The organism is Bradyrhizobium sp. SZCCHNR1017 (genome assembly GCF_032381375.1).
Lineage (GTDB): Bacteria > Pseudomonadota > Alphaproteobacteria > Rhizobiales > Xanthobacteraceae > Bradyrhizobium.
The window spans coordinates 199,827-217,338 of sequence record NZ_JAUHIR010000013.1; the positions used below are offsets into that span (position 1 = coordinate 199,827).

Sequence of the window (17,512 nt, forward strand, 5' to 3'; positions counted from 1 at the left end):
GGTTTGGCGGAGCTCGACGAGATCATCCACCAACCGCTGCGGCTGAAGATCATGGCGGCGCTGAATGCCCTGCCTGCCGTGGCCGGGCTGGAATTCGTCCGGCTGAAGAAGCTGACCGGCGCCACCGACGGCAATCTCGGCGCGCATATCGACACGCTGGCGCGGGCCGGCTACGTCGCCGTGGACAAGGCCTTCGTCGGCAAGAAGCCGCAGACCACGGTCACGGCGACCGCGGCCGGCCGTGCGGCCTTCGCCCGCTATGTCGCGAACCTGCAGGGTATCATTGCCGGCGCTGCCGCGAAGCCGCCGGAGCCATGATTTGACTCCGTTGCAAGGGCCGGGCAATTGGGGCGTCCAAATTGGCCCACCCCTCTGCGACGGCATCGACGATGAACATTCTGCTCCTTGGTTCCGGCGGCCGCGAGCACGCGCTCGCCTGGAAGATTGCCGGCTCGCCGCTGCTCACCAAGCTGTGGTGCGCGCCCGGCAATGCCGGGATCGCCAAGGAGGCCGAATGTGTCGCGCTCGACGTCGCCGATCATGCGGCGGTGATCGCCTTCTGCCGGGCGAACAAGGTGGATCTGGTGGTGGTCGGCCCCGAGACGCCGCTCGCCGCCGGCATCGTCGATGATCTCGAGGCTGCCGGCATCAAGGCGTTCGGCCCATCCAGGCTCGCCGCCAAGCTCGAGGGCTCCAAGGGATACACCAAGGATCTCTGCGCCGAATACGACATCCCGACCGGCGCCTACTGCCGCTTCGACAATGCCCCCGAGGCGCTCGCTTATGTCCGCGAGCACGGCGCTCCGATCGTCGTCAAGGCAGACGGACTCGCGGCCGGCAAGGGTGTCGTCGTGGCCAAGACGGTTGCCGAGGCCGAGGACGCCATCAAGATGATGTTCGAGGGCGGCTTTGGCGTCGCTGGCGCCGAGGTCGTCATCGAGGAGTTTCTCGAAGGACGGGAGGTGTCGTTCTTCGCGCTGTGCGACGGTGAGACCGCGATACCGCTGGCGTCTGCCCAGGACCACAAGCGGGTGTTCGATCACGACCAGGGACCGAACACCGGCGGCATGGGAGCGTATTCGCCGACGCCGTTCGTGACGCAGGAGATTCATGACGAGATCATGAATCAGATCATTCAGCCGACCATTGCCGGGATGAGCGCCCGGGGCACCCCCTTCAAGGGCATTCTCTATGCCGGCCTGATGCTGACGGCTCAGGGGCCGAAGCTGTTCGAATACAACGTGCGCTTCGGCGATCCGGAATGTCAGGTGCTGATGCTGCGGATGATGTCGGATCTCGTGCCCGCCATGCTGGCCGCCTGCGACGGGCAGTTGAAGAATTTCGACCTGCGCTGGTTTCCCGACGCCGCCGTCACCGTGGTCATGGCCGCGAAGGGCTATCCCGGCGACTACGCGAAGGGTGGTGTCATCGAGGGACTCGACGATGCCGCGAGGATCGAGGGCGTGGAGATCTTCCACGCCGGCACGGTGGCGAAAGACGGCGCCATTCTCGCCAATGGCGGGCGCGTCCTCAATGTCTGCGCGTCGGGAAAGAGCGTCGCCGAGGCTCAGGCGCGGGCCTATCAGGCCGTCGACCGCATCAAATGGGCTGACGGCTTCTGCCGGCGCGACATTGCCTGGCAGGCGGTGGCGCAGGAAAGCGGTCGGGGCTGAGCATCGTGATCGCCGCAGGCGGCCCCGCAAGGCTATTTTTCCCGCGAGAATTGTGGCAGTTCCATAGACTCATGCCGTGATGGGATGAATCAGTTCCGCCGTGGAACGGAGGGGCCATGGAATGCGCGCGGTGCGGCAGGCAGAATCAGCCCGGGAGAGCCTCGTGCGACCGGTGCGGCGAGCCGCTCAGCCTTAGATGTGAGGCGTGCAACCAGACCAACAGCCTGTCGAATCGCTTCTGCGGCCAATGCGGCGCGCCGTTGCCGGGCCGGCTGGCTCAGCCGGATCAGAACGCCCAGCGGGTGCTACGGACCCTGAGCAGCAAGGGCGGTGAGCGCAAGCGACTCACCATCCTGTTTGCCGACATTCGTGACTCGACCCAGCTGATCGATAGTCTCGGCGATCCCGAACTCGCGATGCAACGGCTCGATCCGGTCCTCAACCTCATGAAAGAGGCCGTTCACCGCTATGACGGCGTCGTCAACAAGACACAGGGCGACGGCGTCATGGCCCTGTTCGGCGCGCCGGTGCCGCACGAGGATCACGCCGTGCGTGGCTGCCTCGGTGCGCTCGCGATGCAGGACTCGATCGCCCGCCTGGCGGATCCGCATCTGCAGGTCCGCGTCGGACTGCACACCGGCGAGGTGATCGTCCAGGTCGTCGAGAACAGCATGTACCAGACCTACGATGCGGCCGGCGCCAACGTGCATCTGGCCAATCGTCTGGAGCACATGGCCGAGCCAGGGACCATCCTCATCAGCAAGGAGACCTACACCGGCGCCAGGCAGTTCGTGGAAGCCGAGCCGCTCGGCACCCGCACGCTGCGCGGCATTGCCTCGCCGGTGTCGATCTACAAGCTGATCGGCCGCCTGAACGCGCCGGCGAGCGACGTCTTCCGCAGCGGGCAGCGGCTGTTGCCGTTAATCGGTCGCAACGCTCAGCTTGCGGTGCTCGAACGCGAGCTCGACGACGTCCTGGCGGCCAGAGGCGCCGTCGTCGGCATCGTCGGCGAGGCCGGCATCGGCAAGAGCCGGCTGTGCTTCGAGTTCGCCGAGCACTGCCGCCGCCAGGGCATTCGCGTCTACGAGGCGCGCGTGCTGGCACATGGCCGCGCCACCCCGTTCCAGCCGGTGCTCGAATTGTTGCGTGACTTCTTCGGCATCCGGGCGAAGGAGCCGGTCGAGGTGTCGCGACAACGGGTGGTCGACAGGCTCGAGGCCCTCGGCATTCCCGATACGGCGCTGGTGCTGCTGCTGGACTTCATGAGCCTTGCCGATCCGTCTCGTCCCGCGCTTCGGCTCGATCCGGGCGTGTTCAAGACGCGTCTCCTCAACGTGTTCAAGACGTTGTTCCGCTCGGCGCCGGCGGATGGCGCCGTGGTGATCATGATCGAGGACCTGCATTGGCTCGACGAGGCCAGCGAGGAGTTCGTCGAGGCGCTCGCGGAGGCCTCGATTGGCACCAAGACGCTGCTGGTCGTGAACTACAGGCCTGGTTTTGCCGCGTCCTTCATGCAGCGGGCTCCGTTTCACGAGCTGCACATCGTGCCGCTCGCATCCGCCGAGGCGCGCAAACTGCTGCGCGGCGTCTTCGGCGACGACGCATCGCTCGAGGCGCTGGTCGGCGACATCATCGAGCGCGCGCAGGGCAATCCCTTCTTCCTCGAGGAGCTGGCGAGCGCGGTCTCGGAGAGCGGCGGGTTCGAGGGTGAGCGCGGCGCCTATCGGCTGAAGGGCGGGATCGGCCCGATTCCGCTGCCGCCGACGGTGCATGCCGTGGTAGCGGCCCGCATCGACCGTCTGAGCGAGACCGCCAAGAGCGTCCTGGAAACAGCGGCTGTGATCGGCCGCTCGGTCGCGCTCGCCGTGCTCAAGCCGGTCGTCGGGCTCAGCGAGGCGGACCTGTTCGACGCGCTCGCACAACTGAGGCATGCCGATCTTCTCTATGATCTGCCGCCGTTCGACATGGGCGTGCTCGCCTTCCGCCATCCGCTGATCCAGGAGGTGGCCTATGCCATGCAGCTGCGCTCGCGCCTGAGCGGCGTACACGTGGCCGTGGCCAAGGCGATCGAGGCGCTGGATTGGGGCACGCAGGACGAGTTCGCCGCCCTGATCGCCTCGCACTACGAATTCGCCGGCCAGACCATGCAGGCCGTCGAGCATCTGCAGCGCGCGGCGCGCTGGATCGGCCGCACCAATACGGCCGAGGCACTGCGGCTTTGGAAAAAGATCCGCTCCATGCTGCAGACGGTGCCGCCATCCGAGCACGTCGATCGCCTCAGGGCGCTTGCCAGCGGCCAGATCCTCAATTGCGGATGGCGGGAGGGCATCTCGGCCGAGGAGGTGAGGCCTTTCGCCGAGGAGGCGCTGCGCTATGCGCGCTCCTCGGACAAGATGCACGAGCCGATCCTGCTCGGCGCTTACGGCCGCGTCCTCGCCTCGACCGGCGCAGCCGACGACTACGTCAACCTCGTGCAGAATGCGGTCAAGCTGACCTCGGAGGAGGGCGATGTCGGCCGCTATGCGACCGTCAACGCCATGCTGGCGCAGGCGCTTCTGCTGTCGGGGAGAGCACGAGACGCGCTAGCAGCGGCGAACACGGCGCAGGCGACGATCGCTAACCAAGGTGGTTTTGACAGTAGTGTGACTCTGGGGCTGACGCCAAATCAGATCCTGGGATTCGATGTTGAATATTGGATCAAGTGCCTCAGGACGCGAATCCTGGTCCAGCTCGGCTGTTTCGCTGAGCTCGAAATTCAGCTTTTCGAACTGTTGAATACCCCTCCCGAACAGTTGGCTCCGGTGGTCCGTTTTATCCCGCACTTTGCCGCTGTTGAGTTTGCTCGATGGCAAGGTCGTGCTGAGGCCGCAGCTCTGCACTCTGCCGAGCTGCTTCAGATCGCTGAAGCGTCGGGCATGCCGTACATTCGGGTGCAGGCGTTGGCAGGGGCTGGTCTTGCTCGGGCGGCTGCAGGCGATTTCACTCACGCCGCGTATGATCTCAGGGAAGCGATCGAGTACTCGAGGCGCGCCAGGGCAGGTCTCGAGTTCGAAGCGCGCATGATGAGCGATCTGGCTGACGTTCTTTATCGCGCAGGAGACCTCCGTAGTGCACTCGACGTTGCTGAGGAAGCCAGCGTCATCGCCCGACGCAGGACGGATAGGATCGGTGAACTCCACGCGGTGCTGCTGCGATGTTTGATCAGTTCGTCCGACTCCGATTTTCGGAACGACGCAGAAGCTGTCGGATCGCTGCTCGACGCCGAGCGCCTGCTGGAAGTCTCGGGTGCCGAGGTCTACAAACCCATGTTGATAGCGTGCCGATCCTCTCTTGAAGGTACTAGATGACCCGTGCAGTATGCCCGCTTTCCATGAAGCATTATTAGGAGGCTGGGCACATGGGGATGATGATTAAAGACAGTACGACGCTCGATATTCTTGTGCAGTTGAACAGGCGTTTCGAGGCTGAAGCTTTGCCGGAAATGGTCGAGCTGCAGCGCGAGTTTGGAGTTTTTTCACTGCAGCATGGCTTGCAGCAATCGTTCGCTTTGCTGGGGATCGTGCCGCAGGATTGGACTGAGCGTCGCCGGTGGTACCGTTTCTTGGAACACCTCAGGACCTATCCCTCCGATCTTGATGGCGTGAATGGTCACGACCGTGTCATCCGGGCGTTCAAGGACGACCTGGAATCCGAGAAGCCGCTTCCTGTTTCGATTGTCTGCCATTCGGCAGCGGACGATCCTCGGGTGACGGTTACGCAAGGCCGTCCGGTCGTGTTCTCGCTCGAAACGCATGTGATCGTTTCGATACCGACCACTCCCGGACGAGAGGCGCGTCAGAACCTGGCCGAAGTTGCTCGCACCAGGCGTGTTCAGAAGCGCGGCAAAAAATGAGCCTGACCGCAGGCGACGGCGCCGGACAAAAGGCTCCTTCTATTCAGGCCATTTGCTCCGACGTCGATGCCTACTACACCGCATGCGTCGCGCGTCATGGCGCGACGCCGCGGGGCGTCGACTGGTCATGCGAGGCGACGCAGGGCCTGCGCTTCGTGCAGCTGATGAAGCTGTGCGATGCGTCGGCGCCGTTCAGCCTCAACGACATCGGCTGCGGCTATGGCGCGCTGGTGCCGTTTCTGGCCGCGCGCTATCCGACCTGCGAGATCGACTATCTCGGCATCGATCTGTCGCGCGCCATGATCAGCCGCGCCCGTCGGCGCTTTGCCGGCCCGCAGCGGCGTTTCGTCGTTGCCGCGGAGAGCCCGCGCATCGCCGACTACTCGGTCGCGTCCGGCATCATGAACGTCAATGTCGGCTATCCGCGCCAGGCCTGGGAGAGTTACATCAAGTGCCTGTTGCGGCAGATGTTCGCCACCAGCCGCCGCGGCTTCGGCGTCAACTTCATGCGGGCCCACGGTGACGACGACGAGGCCTCCGATGCCGCGACGGCGCGGCTGTACTGGACCACGCCGGAGATCTGGGCGGCCCATTGTGAGCGCGAGTTTGCCGCGCCGGTCGAGGTCATCGGCGGTTACGGCATGAAGGAGTTCACCCTGCTGGTGCGCCGCAGACCCGAGCCGGCCGTCTCGGACGGCGATCCGTCGCACTGATGTCCGCAGCTCCGTTGCTCTCGTCCAAGCCCGGTCGACACGCTGCCGCGATCGCGCGCGCGGTGGATGTGCTGATCTCCTCGAAAGGTCACGCCAGCCCCTTGCGGCTTGAACGGGCCTGCGCACTGTTGCGCCAGCACGCGCCGCTGCACTGGGTCGAGCGCCCGGGCGTGCGTCCGTTCTGGGCCGTCACGCGCCACGCCGACATCGTCGCGATCGAGACGCGGAGCAAGGATTTCGCTGCGGGACCCCGCACCTATCTTGCCAGCGCAGCCTCGGAGGCCGTGCTGCAGCGGGTCACCGGCAAGCCGCAGGCCGTCCGCAGCCTCACCGAGATGGATGCCCCGGATCACGCCGCCTATCGCGCGGTCATCCAGGGCGCCTTCGCGCCGCCGGCTCTGCGCGCGATGGAGAGCTGGCTGACGCAATGGGCCGCCGAGATCCTCGACCGTGTTGCCGTGCGTGGTGATGCTTGCGATTTCGCACGCGACGTCGCGCTGCCTTTCACCTTCCGCGTCATCGGTCGCATGCTGGGCACGTCCGAAGCCGATGACGCACGGCTTGCCCGGCTCGCCCAGGCATTCGTGGCCGCCGAGGATCCGCAGCGGCGTTTTGCCGAGGCGCCCGGCGACACCATGCGCATGGCCATGCTGGCGCTCCGCGACTACTTCGAAGCCGTGGTCGCCGACCGCCGCGCCAGCCCGCGCGACGATCTCGCCAGCCTGATCGCGGAGAGCGCGCCGCATGGCGCCGCAATGCCGCATTACGAGCTGATCTCCTATTTCATCCTGCTGGTGACGGCCGGCCACGACACCACCTCGCTCGCTTTGGCCGGCGGGCTCGAGGCGCTGCTCGCGGACCCGGGCCAGCTCGAGCGGTTGCGCGCCGAGCCTGAGCTGCTCGATCCGGCGATCGAGGAGATGCTGCGCTGGACCACGCCGGTGCGCCATTTCATGCGGACGGCGGTCGGCGACACCGAGGTCGCCGGCCAGGTCATTCGCGAGGGCGAGGCGCTGGCCTTGTTCTTCCATTCCGGCAACCGCGACGAAGCCATGTTCGACGAGGCCGGCACGTTCCGGATCGATCGCAGTCCGAATCCGCATATCGCCTTCGGCCGCGGCCCGCATGTCTGCATGGGGTTGCAGCTGGCGCGGATGCAGATGCGCGCGATGTTCGCGGAGCTGCTCCGTCGTACGTCGCATATCGCGCTCGCCGGACGGGTGCGCCGGGTCGAGTCGCCGTTCATGAGCGGGGTCAGCGGCCTTCCCATCCACATCCGCTTTCGCGAATGATGCGGCCGGGGCGAGGCCTCGTCAGCGCCGCGCCTTGAAGAAGTCCTTCAGCATCTGCGACGCCTGCTGCTCGCCGACGGCCGAGTAGACCTCCGGCGCGTGGTGGCAGGTGGGCTGGCAGAAGAACCGCACGCCGGATTCGACGGCGCCGCCCTTGGGATCGGCGGCCCCATAATACAGCCGGCGGATGCGGGCGAAGGAGATGGCGCCAGCGCACATCGTGCACGGTTCCAGCGTGACGTAGAGGTCGCAATCGACCAGCCGTTCGCTGCCGATCGCCTGCGCGGCCTGGCGCAGCGCCAGGACCTCGGCATGGGCGGTGGGGTCGCGGTCGGTCAGAGTGCGGTTGGCGGCGGTGGCGATGACCACATTGTCCCGCACCACGACGCAGCCGATCGGCACTTCGCCGGAAATTGCGGCCGATTCGGCCGCTTTCAACGCCAGATCCATGAAAGAAGGAGCGTTCATGGCTCGTAATGCCCGGATAAGTCTGGTACTGCATCGCCCTTCAGCAAAACCGGACCTCGATTTCCCGCGTGACAGGCGCTGCTCAGAGCGCGCGTACCACGCGACGTCCCGCACCTCAAAGTGAGACTTCCATGCCCCGCGACACCGACAAAGACAACGATTCCCGCGGCCGCCGCGGCGGCGCCCCGCGGGGGCGTTCCGAAGGGACTAAGGGACGCTCGGGCGCCGCGCGGGGCCCGGAGAAGAAGTTCGCCAAACGCGGCTTCGGCGACAAGGCGGCGGGGGCCAAGGGCAAGCGCTCGTTCGACGAGGGCCGTGCGCCGCGCCGCCGCGACGACGGCGGTGCGCCGCGCAAATCCTTTGGCGACAAGCCGCGCTTCAACCGCGATGAGCGTCCGCGCGGCGACCGTCCGTTTGCCGCGCGTCCACCGCGGGGCGAGGACGGCGAGAAGCGCGCCTTCAAGCCGCGCGGCGACCGGCCGAAATTCGACCGTGACGCGGGTGGCGGCGGCAAGCGTCCCTACACGCCGCGCACCGATCGCGACGAGGCCCGTCCGGCGACGCGATCCTCCGAGCGCAAGTTCGGCGAACGCAAGCCCTACGCGCCACGCGAGCGTGACGGTGAGAAGCGCCCCTATACGCCGCGCAGCGGGGGCGCCCGCGATCGCGGCGACCGTCCGCGCGCCGAGCGCAGCTTCGGTGACCGGCCGCCGCGTGGCGATCGGCCGGAGCGGAAGTTCGGCGGCGAGAAGACATTTTCCCGCGGAGCTGACGGCGATCGCGGCGAGCGCAAGTTCGGTGCCGGCCCGCGCGGTCCGCGCAAGGAATTCGGCGACCGTCCGGCCCGCGGCGAGTCCAAGCCCTGGCAGAAGCGTGAGGGCGGCGATCGTCCGGAGCGCAGCGCCCGCCCGCCCCGCGATGGTGCGCGCAGCTTCGACCGTCCCAAGTTCGACCGGCCCACATCCGACCGTCCGAAATTCGACCGGCCGCGCGATCGCGGCGACGACCGCAAGTTCGATCGCCCGCGTCAACGCCCCGAAGGCCGCAGCGAGTGGCAGGAGCATCCGCGTGGCGAAGGTCGGGGTGGTGATTTCGCCGACCGGCCGCGCCGCGACAATGAGGACGAGAGCCGGGTCTTCGCCAAGCGCCCGGCGTTCGGCGGCCGCGGTCCGTATCGCGAGCGCAAGCCCGAGACCGACAAGCGCACCAAGCGCGTCGTGCCCGACGAGGCGCCGAAGCCCGGCAAGGCTGGCGAGCGCATCGCCAAGGTGCTGGCGCGTGCCGGCCTCGCCTCGCGCCGTGATGCCGAGGAGATGGTGACGCAGGGCCGCGTCACCGTGAACGGCCGCATCATCAACTCGCCGGCGCTCGACGTCACCGAGAACGACGTGATCCAGGTCGACGGCGCGCCGTTGCCGGAGCGTGAGCGCACACGGCTGTTTTTGTACCACAAGCCGCGCGGGCTGATGACGACGCACAGCGACCCCGAGGGGCGCCCGACCGTGTTCGACAATCTGCCGGAAGGGCTGCCGCGCCTGATCTCGATCGGCCGGCTCGATTTCAATACCGAGGGGCTGCTGCTGCTCACCAATGACGGCGGGCTGGCGCGTGTGCTCGAACTGCCGGACACCGGCTGGACACGCCGCTATCGTGTCCGCGCCCATGGCGAGATTACGCAGGCGCAGCTCGACCAGCTCGCCGCAGGCGTCGAGGTCGACGGCGTGAAATACGGCCCGATCGAAGCGACGCTGGAGCGCGACCAGGGCGCCAATGTCTGGCTGGTCGTTGCGATCCGCGAAGGGAAGAACCGCGAGGTGCGCAACGTGCTCGCCCATCTCGGCCTCGAGGTGAACCGCCTGATCCGCGTCTCCTACGGTCCGTTCCAGCTCCTGGAGCTGCCCGAGGGCGAGGTGCAGGAGGTCAAGACGCGGGTGCTGCGCGAGCAGCTCGGCGAGAAGGTCATCGCGCAGTCGGGCGCCGATCTCGGTCCGGCTGGCAAGGGTAATCGCGAGCCGTTGCCGGATCCGAAGCCCAAGCCGAAGCGCGAGGTCGTCGCCGACCGCAAGGGCCGGCGCGTGCTGGTTCAGCGCACGGGCAGCGAGGAGGCACGCGAGCGCCACGAGGCCGAGGCGCGCTTTCCCGGGCCGCCGCGGCGGCCGAAGCGCGGCTATCACGGCAAGCGCGATATCACGCCGCAGGACGAGTAGGGTGGTGCGATGCGTGTCGTCGGTGGACGGCTGAAGGGCCGCAACATCGCCTCGCCCGCCTCGCGCGACATACGGCCGACGCAGGACCGGCTGCGCGAGGCGCTGTTCAACATCCTCGTGCACGCCTACGAGGATCCGATCGAGGGCGCACGCGTCCTCGACCTGTTTGCCGGCACCGGTGCGCTCGGCATCGAGGCGGCCTCGCGCGGCGCGGCGTTCACGCTGTTCGTCGACAACGGCGCCGAGGCAAGGGCGTTGCTGCGCAACAATGTCGAGGCGCTCGGCCTCGGCGGTGTCACCAAGGTCTACCGCCGCGATGCCACCAATCTCGGTCCGGCGCGCCCGGTCGAGCCGTTCTCGCTGGTGTTTCTCGATCCGCCCTATGGCAAGGGTCTGGCCGAGAAGGCGTTGGCCTCGTTGCGCGACGGCGGCTGGCTGGTGCCATCGGCGCTGCTCGTGGTGGAAGAGTCCAAGGCCGCCGCGTTCAAGGCGCCCGAGGGGTTCGAAGAGCTCGAGCGTCGCGCCTATGACGACACCGAGTTCGTGTTCTTGCGTGGCTCTTGATCCTTGCGAAGGGCTCGTTGCGGAGGGCGTCGGCGCTATCTCCTCCCGAACAGCTTCTCGACATCCGCCAGCTTGAGCTCGACATAGGTCGGGCGGCCGTGATTGCACTGGCCGGAGTTGGGCGTGTCCTCCATCTCGCGCAGCAGCGCATTCATCTCTTCCGGCTTGAGGCGGCGGCCGGCGCGCACCGAACCGTGGCAGGCCATGGTAGCGGCGACGTGCATCAGGCGGCGCTCCAGCGGCAGCGCCTCGCCCCATTCCTCCATGTGCTCGGCGAGATCGCGCAGCAGCCCCGCCGCATCGATCTTGCCGAGCAGCGACGGCGTCTCGCGCACCGCGACCGCGCCGGGACCGAACGATTCGATCGCGAGGCCGAATGAGGCAAGCTCATCAGTCCGCGCGAGCAGCGTCTCGACGGTGGCTTCATCGAGCTCGACGATGTCCGGGATCAGCAGGATCTGCCGCTGCACACCATGCGCCGCGAGCGAGGCCTTGAGCCGCTCATAGACGATGCGCTCATGGGCGGCGTGCTGGTCGACGATGACGAGGCCGTCGCGGGTCTGCGCCACGATGTAGGTGTCGTGGATCTGGGTGCGCGCAGCGCCGAGCGGACGGTCGAGCAGGTCGGGCGCGGCCGGCTGCTCGTGCAGCCGAAGATCGGCGCGGGGCGTGCCGACGTCGAAGGCCGCTTGAGAGGATTCCGCAAGCCCGAACGACCCGAGATCTGGCGAGGGCGCCGCCGCAGGGACGGAGCCGCCGAAATGCGGCATCGCCGGCGCCGACGGCGAGCGCTGCCAGTCCCAATTCATCGGACCGACGTTGGGCCGCGGCGGCGCGAAGGCCGGGCGGAACGCGGCGATGGTCGCGCCGCCGTCATTGGCCGCGGTGCGGCGGCCTTCGCGGGCGAGACCTTCCTTCAACGCGTGGATGATCAGCGCGCGGACCAGGCCGGCATTGCGAAAGCGTACCTCGGTCTTGGCCGGATGCACGTTGGCGTCGACCTCGCGCGGATCGAGTGTGACGAACAGCGCCACGACAGGATGGCGGTCGCGCGGCAGATAGTCGGCGTAGGCTGCGCGCACGGCGCCGAGGATCAGCTTGTCGCGCACCGGGCGGCCGTTGACGAACAGATACTGCCCAAGCGCATTGGCGCGCGTCAGCGCCGGTGCCGCGGCGAAGCCTTCGACCACGACATGATCGCGCTCGCTGCGCACGGCGATCGCATGGCTGCGGAAGTCGGCGCCGAGGATGTCGCCGAGCCGCGTCAGCTGGCCCGGCGCGCCGGGCAGCGCGGCGGCCCAGGTCACCGGCGCGCGCTCCTCGCCGGCCAGCGTGAAGGCGATGTCGGGCCGCGCCATCGCCAGCCGCCGCACCACCTCGCGGATCGCCTCGGCCTCGGTGCGGTCGGTCTTGAGGAACTTCAGCCGGGCCGGCGTGGCGTGGAAGAGATCGGCGACCTCGACGCGGGTGCCCTGGTTCAGCGCGGCCGGCACGATCGGCGACTTGTCGCCGCAATCGACCGCGAGCGCCCAGGCATGCGGCTCGCTCCTGTGCCGCGTCGTGATCGACAGCCGCGCCACCGAGCCGATCGAGGGCAGCGCCTCGCCGCGGAACCCGAGGGTGCGGATCTGCAGCAGGTCCTCGTCGTCGAGCTTCGATGTCGCGTGGCGCTCGACCGCGAGCGCAAGATCGGCCGCCGTCATGCCGCCACCGTCGTCGGTGATCGCGATCTTTCGCCGGCCGCCACCGTCGGTGAAGATGTCGATGCGGCTCGCGCCGGCATCGATCGCGTTCTCGACCAGCTCCTTGACGACGCTCGCCGGCCGCTCGACCACCTCGCCGGCGGCGATGCGGTTGACGATCTGTTCGGGAAGCTGGCGGACGGGCATGGTGCGAACGAACTTGAAAGCTGGCTGGCTTGGATATTGAAGGCGCGCGGCGCTGCGGCGGTCACGTTGCAAATGTGGGGTGAGAATAGCTTTTTTTTCATGCGCTGCGGCAGAGAAAAGCAACCTTCTCCAACGGGATTGTGAGGCGGGCGGGGCCAGTATATCGTTTCGCAAAAATAACGATCAGCCGGAGGAAGCCCATGTGCCATCTGTTCGCACACCAGCCTCAGCGCGATTATGAGTCGCAGACCCGCTCGTTGCGGATCGGCGGCCATAGCACGTCGATCCGGCTCGAAATGGCGTTCTGGGACACGCTCGAGGAGATCGCCGCCAAGGAAGGCATGAGCCTCGCCAAGTTCGTGACCACGCTGTACGCCGAGGTGCTCGACCATCACGGCGAGGTGAAGAATTTTGCGTCGCTGCTGCGCTGCTCCTGTCTGATCTATCGGGCAAAGGCGACTGCGACGCTGCCGGAATTTACCGCGGCGGCGATCATGGACGCGGCCGAGTAGCCACTCGGGCGGTCTCTCGTCTCCCTCCCCCGCTTGCGGGGGAGGGCGGGGTGGGGGCGCCACATCGGCGGTCTTTCCTGAGCGTTCCCCCACCCGTATCGCATCTTCGATGCGATACGACCTCCCCCGCAAGCGGGGGAGGCGCTGACCGAGATCGCCGCAAGAGTTTTGCGTCACCATACCGATGGTAATCAAATCTCCTTCTTCTGCATCGCGCCAGCAATGTAGTCCGCCTGGCGGATCGCCAGCGCCACGATGGTGAGTGTCGGATTGCACGCAGCCCCCGTAGTGAACTGGCTGCCGTCTGAGACGAACAGGTTCTTGACGTCGTGGGTCTGGCCAAACTTGTTGACGACGCCGTCCTTGGCCTTCTCGCTCATCCGGTTGGTGCCGAGATTGTGCGTCGAGGGGTAGGGCGTGGTCGGGTAGGTCACGGTGGCGCCGACCGCCTCGTAGATCGCCGAGCCCTGCTTGTAGGCGTGGGCGCGCATCGCGACGTCGTTGGGATGATCGTCGAAATGCACCGAGGCGACCGGCATGCCGAACTTGTCCTTGGCGACAGGATCGAGCGTGATGCGGTTGGTCTCCTGCGGCATGTCCTCGCCGACCAGCCACATGCCGGCCATGCGCGGATAGGTCTCCATCGCCGCCGTGAAGCTGCGGCCCCAGGCGCCGGGATTGAGGAACGCGGCCATGAACGGCAGGCCGAGCGAGAGCGTCTCCATCTCGTAGCCGCCGACGAAGCCGCGCTTCGGATTGAACGCCGCCTCGTCGCGGACGATGCCGGCCATGGTGGTCCCGCGATACATGTGCACCGGGTTCTCGAACGTCGCATAGACGCTGCCGGTCATGTGCCGCATGTAGTTGCGCCCCACCTGGCCGGAGGAGTTGGCAAGTCCATCCGGGAACATGTTCGAGGCGCTGTTGAGCAGAAGCCGTGGGCTCTCGATCGAGTTGCCGGCGACGGCGACGATACGGGCCTTCTGCAACTGCATCTTGCCCTGACCGTCGGCATAGACCACGCCGGTGACCTTGCCCGAGGCGTCATGCTCGATCTTGATCGCCATGCTGTTGGGCCGCACCTCGAGATTGCCGGTGGCCTCGCCCTTCGGGATCTCGGTGTACAGGGTCGACCATTTCGCACCGGACTTGCAGCCCTGGAAGCAGAAGCCGATCTGCTGGCAGGCGCCGCGGCCGTCGCGCGGCTGCGAGTTGATCGCCATGTTGCCGGTGTGCACGGTCTTGTAGCCGATCTTCCGGGCGCCGGCTTCGAGCACCTTGAAATTGTTGTTGCCGGGTAGGCCCGGAATGTCGTTGGTGCGGGTGACGCCCATCTTGAACTCGGCCTTGGCGTACCACGGTTCCATTTCGGCGAGCGTCACCGGCCAGTCCAACAGGCTCGCGCCGGGCAGCGCGCCATAGGTGGTGCGGGCCTTGAACTCGTGCTCATCGAAGCGCAGCGAGGCGCCGGCCCAGTGCACGGTCGAGCCGCCGACCGCCTTGACGATCCAGGCCGGCAGGTTGGCGAAGTCCTTCGCCACGCGCCAGGTCCCGGATGTCGTGCGCATGTCGGTCCAGGCGAGCTGGGTGAAGCTCTCCCATTCGTCGTTGATGAAGTTGGGAATCTCGTAGCGATTGCCCGCCTCGAGAATGACGACCTTGATGCCCTTCTGCGCGAGCTCGTTGCCGAGCGTGCCGCCGCCGGCTCCCGAGCCGATGATGACGACGACGCTTGAATCGTTCTGGTCGAATTTTGCCATGGTGGTTTCCTCCGTGTTTTCTGTTGTTCGCCGGCGTCAGGCTTTCGGCAGCCAGTCGATGTCGGAGAAGCCACGGTTGATGTAGCCGCCATGCTCGGCGGAGGAGCCCTCGTAGCCGAACTTCGGCCAGAGCTCCTTCTGATTGTAGAGCGACACCACGAGGTCGCCGCGGAGCGTCTTGAAGAAGGTCGTCTGCTCGATGCCCTGGAGCAGCGCGACGCGGTCGGCCTCCCACGGCACCTGAGCGTAAGGCACCTTGTGGCGGTCACGCGCGTCCTGGTCGAGCCGGGCGACGCCGTCATTGATCATTGCCTTCACGGCGGCATCCTCCGCGGCCTTACCGTCCCACGGCTTGACCGCGGTGATGTAGTAGCGGTCGGCGAGGAAGTCGTGCGGATAGATGTCGCGCGCGACCTTCACCAGCGTCTTCAGCGTCGCCGGCGTCAGCGCCTTGGCATCCTCCGCCCAGGCATCGGCAATGCCAAGGCCGGTCGCGGAAGCCACGGCTGCGGCCGGCACGGTCGAGGCCGCGCCCTTGAGAAAGACGCGGCGGTCGTATTTGTTGCGGCGATCGACTTCTCTCATGGGTATCCTCCGTTGGTTTTTTGTTTGGTGTATTTTCGTGGTCAGCGGCTCATCCGAAGCGGCCGCCGCGCTGGATGACCTCGATCTTGTAGCCGTCGGGATCTGTGACGAAGAAGAAGCGCGCGAGTGTCGCACCATTGTGCTTGAAATCGCGCAACGGGCCTGGTGCCAGGTTCTCGCGCTCGAAACGGGCATGCTCGGCATCGAGATCGTCGACCACGACAGCGAGATGGCCGTAGCCGTCACCGAGCGTATACGGCTCCTTGCGGTCGTAGTTGACGGTGAGCTCGACCTCGAAGGGCGACGACGGATGGCGCAGATAGATCAGCGCGAAGCCGTCGAAGCGCAGATTGTCTGATATCTCCAGGCCGAAGGCGCGCTTGTAGAAGTCGAGCGCCTTGGCCTCGTCGAGCACGCGGATCATGGAATGAACGGGTTTGGCCATCTCAATTGTCCTTCAGGTAGTTGATGATCGCGGCGCGCACGTCGGGCTTGGCCTGGCGATACGCCATCACGGCGCCGGGGATCAGCTCTTGCGGGTTGGTCAGCCAGGCATCGAGCTTGGTCTCGTCCCAGGTGAAATCAGCTTTCGCGAAGCCGGCCGAATAGCGGAAGCCTTCGACGGAGCCGGCGCGGCGGCCGACGACCTTCGACAGCGGCGGCCCCTGGCGCATCGGCTCGGCGCTGCTCAGCGTATGGCAGACGCCGCATTGCTGCTTGAACAAGGTCGCGCCGTCGGCAGGCTTGGGCGACGGCAAGGCCATCTGCGCCGATGCAATCGTGGTGCTCAGGACTGCGCCGCACCATCCTAGTCCAAAAACAATCAGCAGCTCTTGCGCCGTACGCCGTCTCGACATCGATCCTCTCTCATCATTTTTGATGAGACTAGGTGGCAGCGAGAGCGCCGTGGTAGTAGCGGGCTGTTTCGGCCGGAACAAAGCGTGCGCAGGACTTGTCTAGTCGCAGGATATGTCAGCGTTGCGGACTAATCGTCGAAGCGGCGCCCGCCGCGTCCCGCTTTGACATCGCTGCGGATCTTCTTGCCTTCGAGCCGGCGCTGCTTGGAGCCGAAGGTCGGCTTGGTCGGGCGCCGCACCTTCGGCCGGATCATCGCCTCCTTCAACAGCGTGACGAGACGCTCGATCGCATCGGCCTTGTTGCGCTCCTGGGTGCGGAAGCGTTCGGCCTGGATGACGATGACGCCGTTCTTGGTCATGCGCTGTCCAGCGAGCCGCGCCAGCCGTGCGGCGGCGTCCTCGGGCAGGGTGATCCGGGTCGTGTCGAAGCGTAGCTGCGCCGAGGTCGACAGCTTGTTGACGTTCTGGCCGCCGGGGCCGGAGGCGCGGACGAACGAGATCTCGATGTCGTCTTCGTTGATGGCGAGGTCGCGGGAGATCCGCAGCATGGGGCACCAGTGGAATCGAGGTTTTCGCGCCCACCATAGCGGGTTTAGGGGAGGTGTGCGCGGGGCGTCATGGCGAGGCGCGGTTGGCGGCCCGAGACCGCCGCCAGAATCTCCACTGTCATCCCGGCGAACGCCGGGATCCATAACCCCAGGGAGCAGTTTGGGGCAGGCTGGCCGCTGACACCTCCCGCCTCACGTCGGCTGCGGCGTATGGGTGCCGGATCTGCGCCGCGCTGGCGCGCGTCGCAGCTTGTCCGGGACGACAGCGGTGTGCGAGGCGGATTCACGGTTCAAACAGCGGCCGCAGGCGACGACATGTCAGCGCGTTCTCGCGGCATCTGATGCCCGAGGTCTGCGATCAGTTCGTCCCTCGCGAGCATGCAGAGGGCGCGGGGAATGCCGGGCGCTGGCCGCACCCATGGCCCGCCTGCGAAAAAAATGCAGGCGGCAGGTACCACAGGTTCAGCCGAGGCATCCGGCGGATTCAATTGGTCGTCGCAACACTCGATGAGGAGGTTGCGATGGGCATTCGAAAGAAACGGTCAACGCGGG

Annotated in this window: 16 protein-coding genes; 9 read left to right on the top strand and 7 right to left on the bottom strand. The window is 66.6% G+C overall.

The window, feature by feature from the left end:
* Positions 1 to 3 precede the first annotated feature (3 nt).
* The 6 genes from QW863_RS27665 (at position 4) to QW863_RS27690 (ending at position 7,570) form a co-directional block, all read left to right on the top strand.
* Positions 4 to 318 carry a transcriptional regulator gene (locus QW863_RS27665; protein WP_315716689.1) on the top strand — a complete coding sequence of 105 codons (315 nt, stop codon included), beginning with the start codon at positions 4 to 6 and terminating at the stop codon, positions 316 to 318.
* 71 nt (positions 319 to 389) lie between these two features.
* Complete coding sequence (gene purD / locus QW863_RS27670) at positions 390 to 1,673, top strand: phosphoribosylamine--glycine ligase (RefSeq protein WP_315716690.1); 1,284 nt, start codon at positions 390 to 392, stop codon at positions 1,671 to 1,673.
* Positions 1,674 to 1,789: 116 nt separating this feature from the next.
* Positions 1,790 to 5,020: an AAA family ATPase gene (locus QW863_RS27675; RefSeq protein ID WP_315716691.1), complete on the top strand. Its 3,231-nt coding sequence runs from the start codon at positions 1,790 to 1,792 to the stop codon at positions 5,018 to 5,020.
* A gap of 50 nt (positions 5,021 to 5,070) precedes the next feature.
* Positions 5,071 to 5,565: a hypothetical protein gene (locus QW863_RS27680; RefSeq protein WP_315716692.1), complete on the top strand. Its 495-nt coding sequence runs from the start codon at positions 5,071 to 5,073 to the stop codon at positions 5,563 to 5,565.
* Positions 5,562 to 6,278 (top strand): class I SAM-dependent methyltransferase, encoded by a 717-nt coding sequence (locus QW863_RS27685; protein ID WP_315716693.1) that lies wholly within the window; start codon positions 5,562 to 5,564, stop codon positions 6,276 to 6,278. The genes QW863_RS27680 and QW863_RS27685 overlap by 4 nt, the downstream gene beginning before the upstream one ends.
* A complete protein-coding gene (locus tag QW863_RS27690) occupies positions 6,278 to 7,570 on the top strand; it encodes a cytochrome P450 (protein WP_315716694.1) in 1,293 nt (430 codons plus the stop codon). The genes QW863_RS27685 and QW863_RS27690 overlap by 1 nt, the downstream gene beginning before the upstream one ends.
* Before the next feature lie 21 nt (positions 7,571 to 7,591).
* Here QW863_RS27690 and QW863_RS27695 read toward each other — a convergent pair whose 3' ends face one another.
* The gene (locus QW863_RS27695) at positions 7,592 to 8,038 is read right to left on the bottom strand and encodes a nucleoside deaminase (protein WP_315716695.1); all 447 of its coding nucleotides are present in this window, start codon (positions 8,036 to 8,038) and stop codon (positions 7,592 to 7,594) included.
* A gap of 131 nt (positions 8,039 to 8,169) precedes the next feature.
* On the opposite strand from QW863_RS27695, the gene QW863_RS27700 reads away from it, so the two are divergent.
* Positions 8,170 to 10,245 carry a pseudouridine synthase gene (locus QW863_RS27700; protein WP_315716696.1) on the top strand — a complete coding sequence of 692 codons (2,076 nt, stop codon included), beginning with the start codon at positions 8,170 to 8,172 and terminating at the stop codon, positions 10,243 to 10,245.
* A gap of 9 nt (positions 10,246 to 10,254) precedes the next feature.
* Positions 10,255 to 10,809, top strand: a complete 555-nt coding sequence (gene rsmD / locus QW863_RS27705; protein ID WP_315716697.1) for a 16S rRNA (guanine(966)-N(2))-methyltransferase RsmD — start codon at positions 10,255 to 10,257, stop codon at positions 10,807 to 10,809.
* Between the two features lie 35 nt (positions 10,810 to 10,844).
* Here rsmD and mutL read toward each other — a convergent pair whose 3' ends face one another.
* A complete protein-coding gene (mutL, locus tag QW863_RS27710) occupies positions 10,845 to 12,698 on the bottom strand; it encodes a DNA mismatch repair endonuclease MutL (protein WP_315716698.1) in 1,854 nt (617 codons plus the stop codon).
* 200 nt (positions 12,699 to 12,898) lie between these two features.
* Between mutL and QW863_RS27715 the strand changes: the two genes are divergently transcribed.
* A complete protein-coding gene (locus tag QW863_RS27715; protein ID WP_315716699.1) occupies positions 12,899 to 13,210 on the top strand; it encodes a ribbon-helix-helix domain-containing protein in 312 nt (103 codons plus the stop codon).
* A gap of 191 nt (positions 13,211 to 13,401) precedes the next feature.
* Here QW863_RS27715 and QW863_RS27720 read toward each other — a convergent pair whose 3' ends face one another.
* The 5 genes from QW863_RS27720 to arfB all read right to left on the bottom strand — a co-directional run bounded on the left by QW863_RS27720 (position 13,402) and on the right by arfB (position 16,960).
* A complete protein-coding gene (locus QW863_RS27720; RefSeq protein ID WP_315769343.1) occupies positions 13,402 to 14,970 on the bottom strand; it encodes a GMC family oxidoreductase in 1,569 nt (522 codons plus the stop codon).
* Between the two features lie 36 nt (positions 14,971 to 15,006).
* A complete protein-coding gene (locus tag QW863_RS27725; RefSeq protein WP_315716701.1) occupies positions 15,007 to 15,555 on the bottom strand; it encodes a gluconate 2-dehydrogenase subunit 3 family protein in 549 nt (182 codons plus the stop codon).
* A 49-nt stretch (positions 15,556 to 15,604) separates the two neighbouring features.
* Positions 15,605 to 16,000 (bottom strand): VOC family protein, encoded by a 396-nt coding sequence (locus QW863_RS27730; RefSeq protein ID WP_315716702.1) that lies wholly within the window; start codon positions 15,998 to 16,000, stop codon positions 15,605 to 15,607.
* Between the two features lies 1 nt (position 16,001).
* Positions 16,002 to 16,319 (bottom strand): c-type cytochrome, encoded by a 318-nt coding sequence (locus QW863_RS27735; RefSeq protein ID WP_315716717.1) that lies wholly within the window; start codon positions 16,317 to 16,319, stop codon positions 16,002 to 16,004.
* Positions 16,320 to 16,540: 221 nt separating this feature from the next.
* A complete protein-coding gene (arfB, locus tag QW863_RS27740; RefSeq protein WP_315716703.1) occupies positions 16,541 to 16,960 on the bottom strand; it encodes an alternative ribosome rescue aminoacyl-tRNA hydrolase ArfB in 420 nt (139 codons plus the stop codon).
* Positions 16,961 to 17,512: the final 552 nt, after the last annotated feature.

Coding starts and splice junctions, on each gene's coding strand:
- QW863_RS27720 (WP_315769343.1), bottom strand. CDS start 14,970: ATGGCAAAATTCGACCAGAACGATTCAAGCGTCGTCGTCATCATCGGC.
- QW863_RS27685 (WP_315716693.1), top strand. CDS start 5,562: ATGAGCCTGACCGCAGGCGACGGCGCCGGACAAAAGGCTCCTTCTATT.
- QW863_RS27690 (WP_315716694.1), top strand. CDS start 6,278: ATGTCCGCAGCTCCGTTGCTCTCGTCCAAGCCCGGTCGACACGCTGCC.
- QW863_RS27675 (WP_315716691.1), top strand. CDS start 1,790: ATGGAATGCGCGCGGTGCGGCAGGCAGAATCAGCCCGGGAGAGCCTCG.
- QW863_RS27700 (WP_315716696.1), top strand. CDS start 8,170: ATGCCCCGCGACACCGACAAAGACAACGATTCCCGCGGCCGCCGCGGC.
- QW863_RS27715 (WP_315716699.1), top strand. CDS start 12,899: ATGTGCCATCTGTTCGCACACCAGCCTCAGCGCGATTATGAGTCGCAG.
- purD (WP_315716690.1), top strand. CDS start 390: ATGAACATTCTGCTCCTTGGTTCCGGCGGCCGCGAGCACGCGCTCGCC.
- QW863_RS27730 (WP_315716702.1), bottom strand. CDS start 16,000: ATGGCCAAACCCGTTCATTCCATGATCCGCGTGCTCGACGAGGCCAAG.
- QW863_RS27725 (WP_315716701.1), bottom strand. CDS start 15,555: ATGAGAGAAGTCGATCGCCGCAACAAATACGACCGCCGCGTCTTTCTC.
- rsmD (WP_315716697.1), top strand. CDS start 10,255: ATGCGTGTCGTCGGTGGACGGCTGAAGGGCCGCAACATCGCCTCGCCC.
- arfB (WP_315716703.1), bottom strand. CDS start 16,960: ATGCTGCGGATCTCCCGCGACCTCGCCATCAACGAAGACGACATCGAG.
- QW863_RS27680 (WP_315716692.1), top strand. CDS start 5,071: ATGGGGATGATGATTAAAGACAGTACGACGCTCGATATTCTTGTGCAG.
- QW863_RS27695 (WP_315716695.1), bottom strand. CDS start 8,038: ATGAACGCTCCTTCTTTCATGGATCTGGCGTTGAAAGCGGCCGAATCG.
- mutL (WP_315716698.1), bottom strand. CDS start 12,698: ATGCCCGTCCGCCAGCTTCCCGAACAGATCGTCAACCGCATCGCCGCC.
- QW863_RS27735 (WP_315716717.1), bottom strand. CDS start 16,319: ATGGCCTTGCCGTCGCCCAAGCCTGCCGACGGCGCGACCTTGTTCAAG.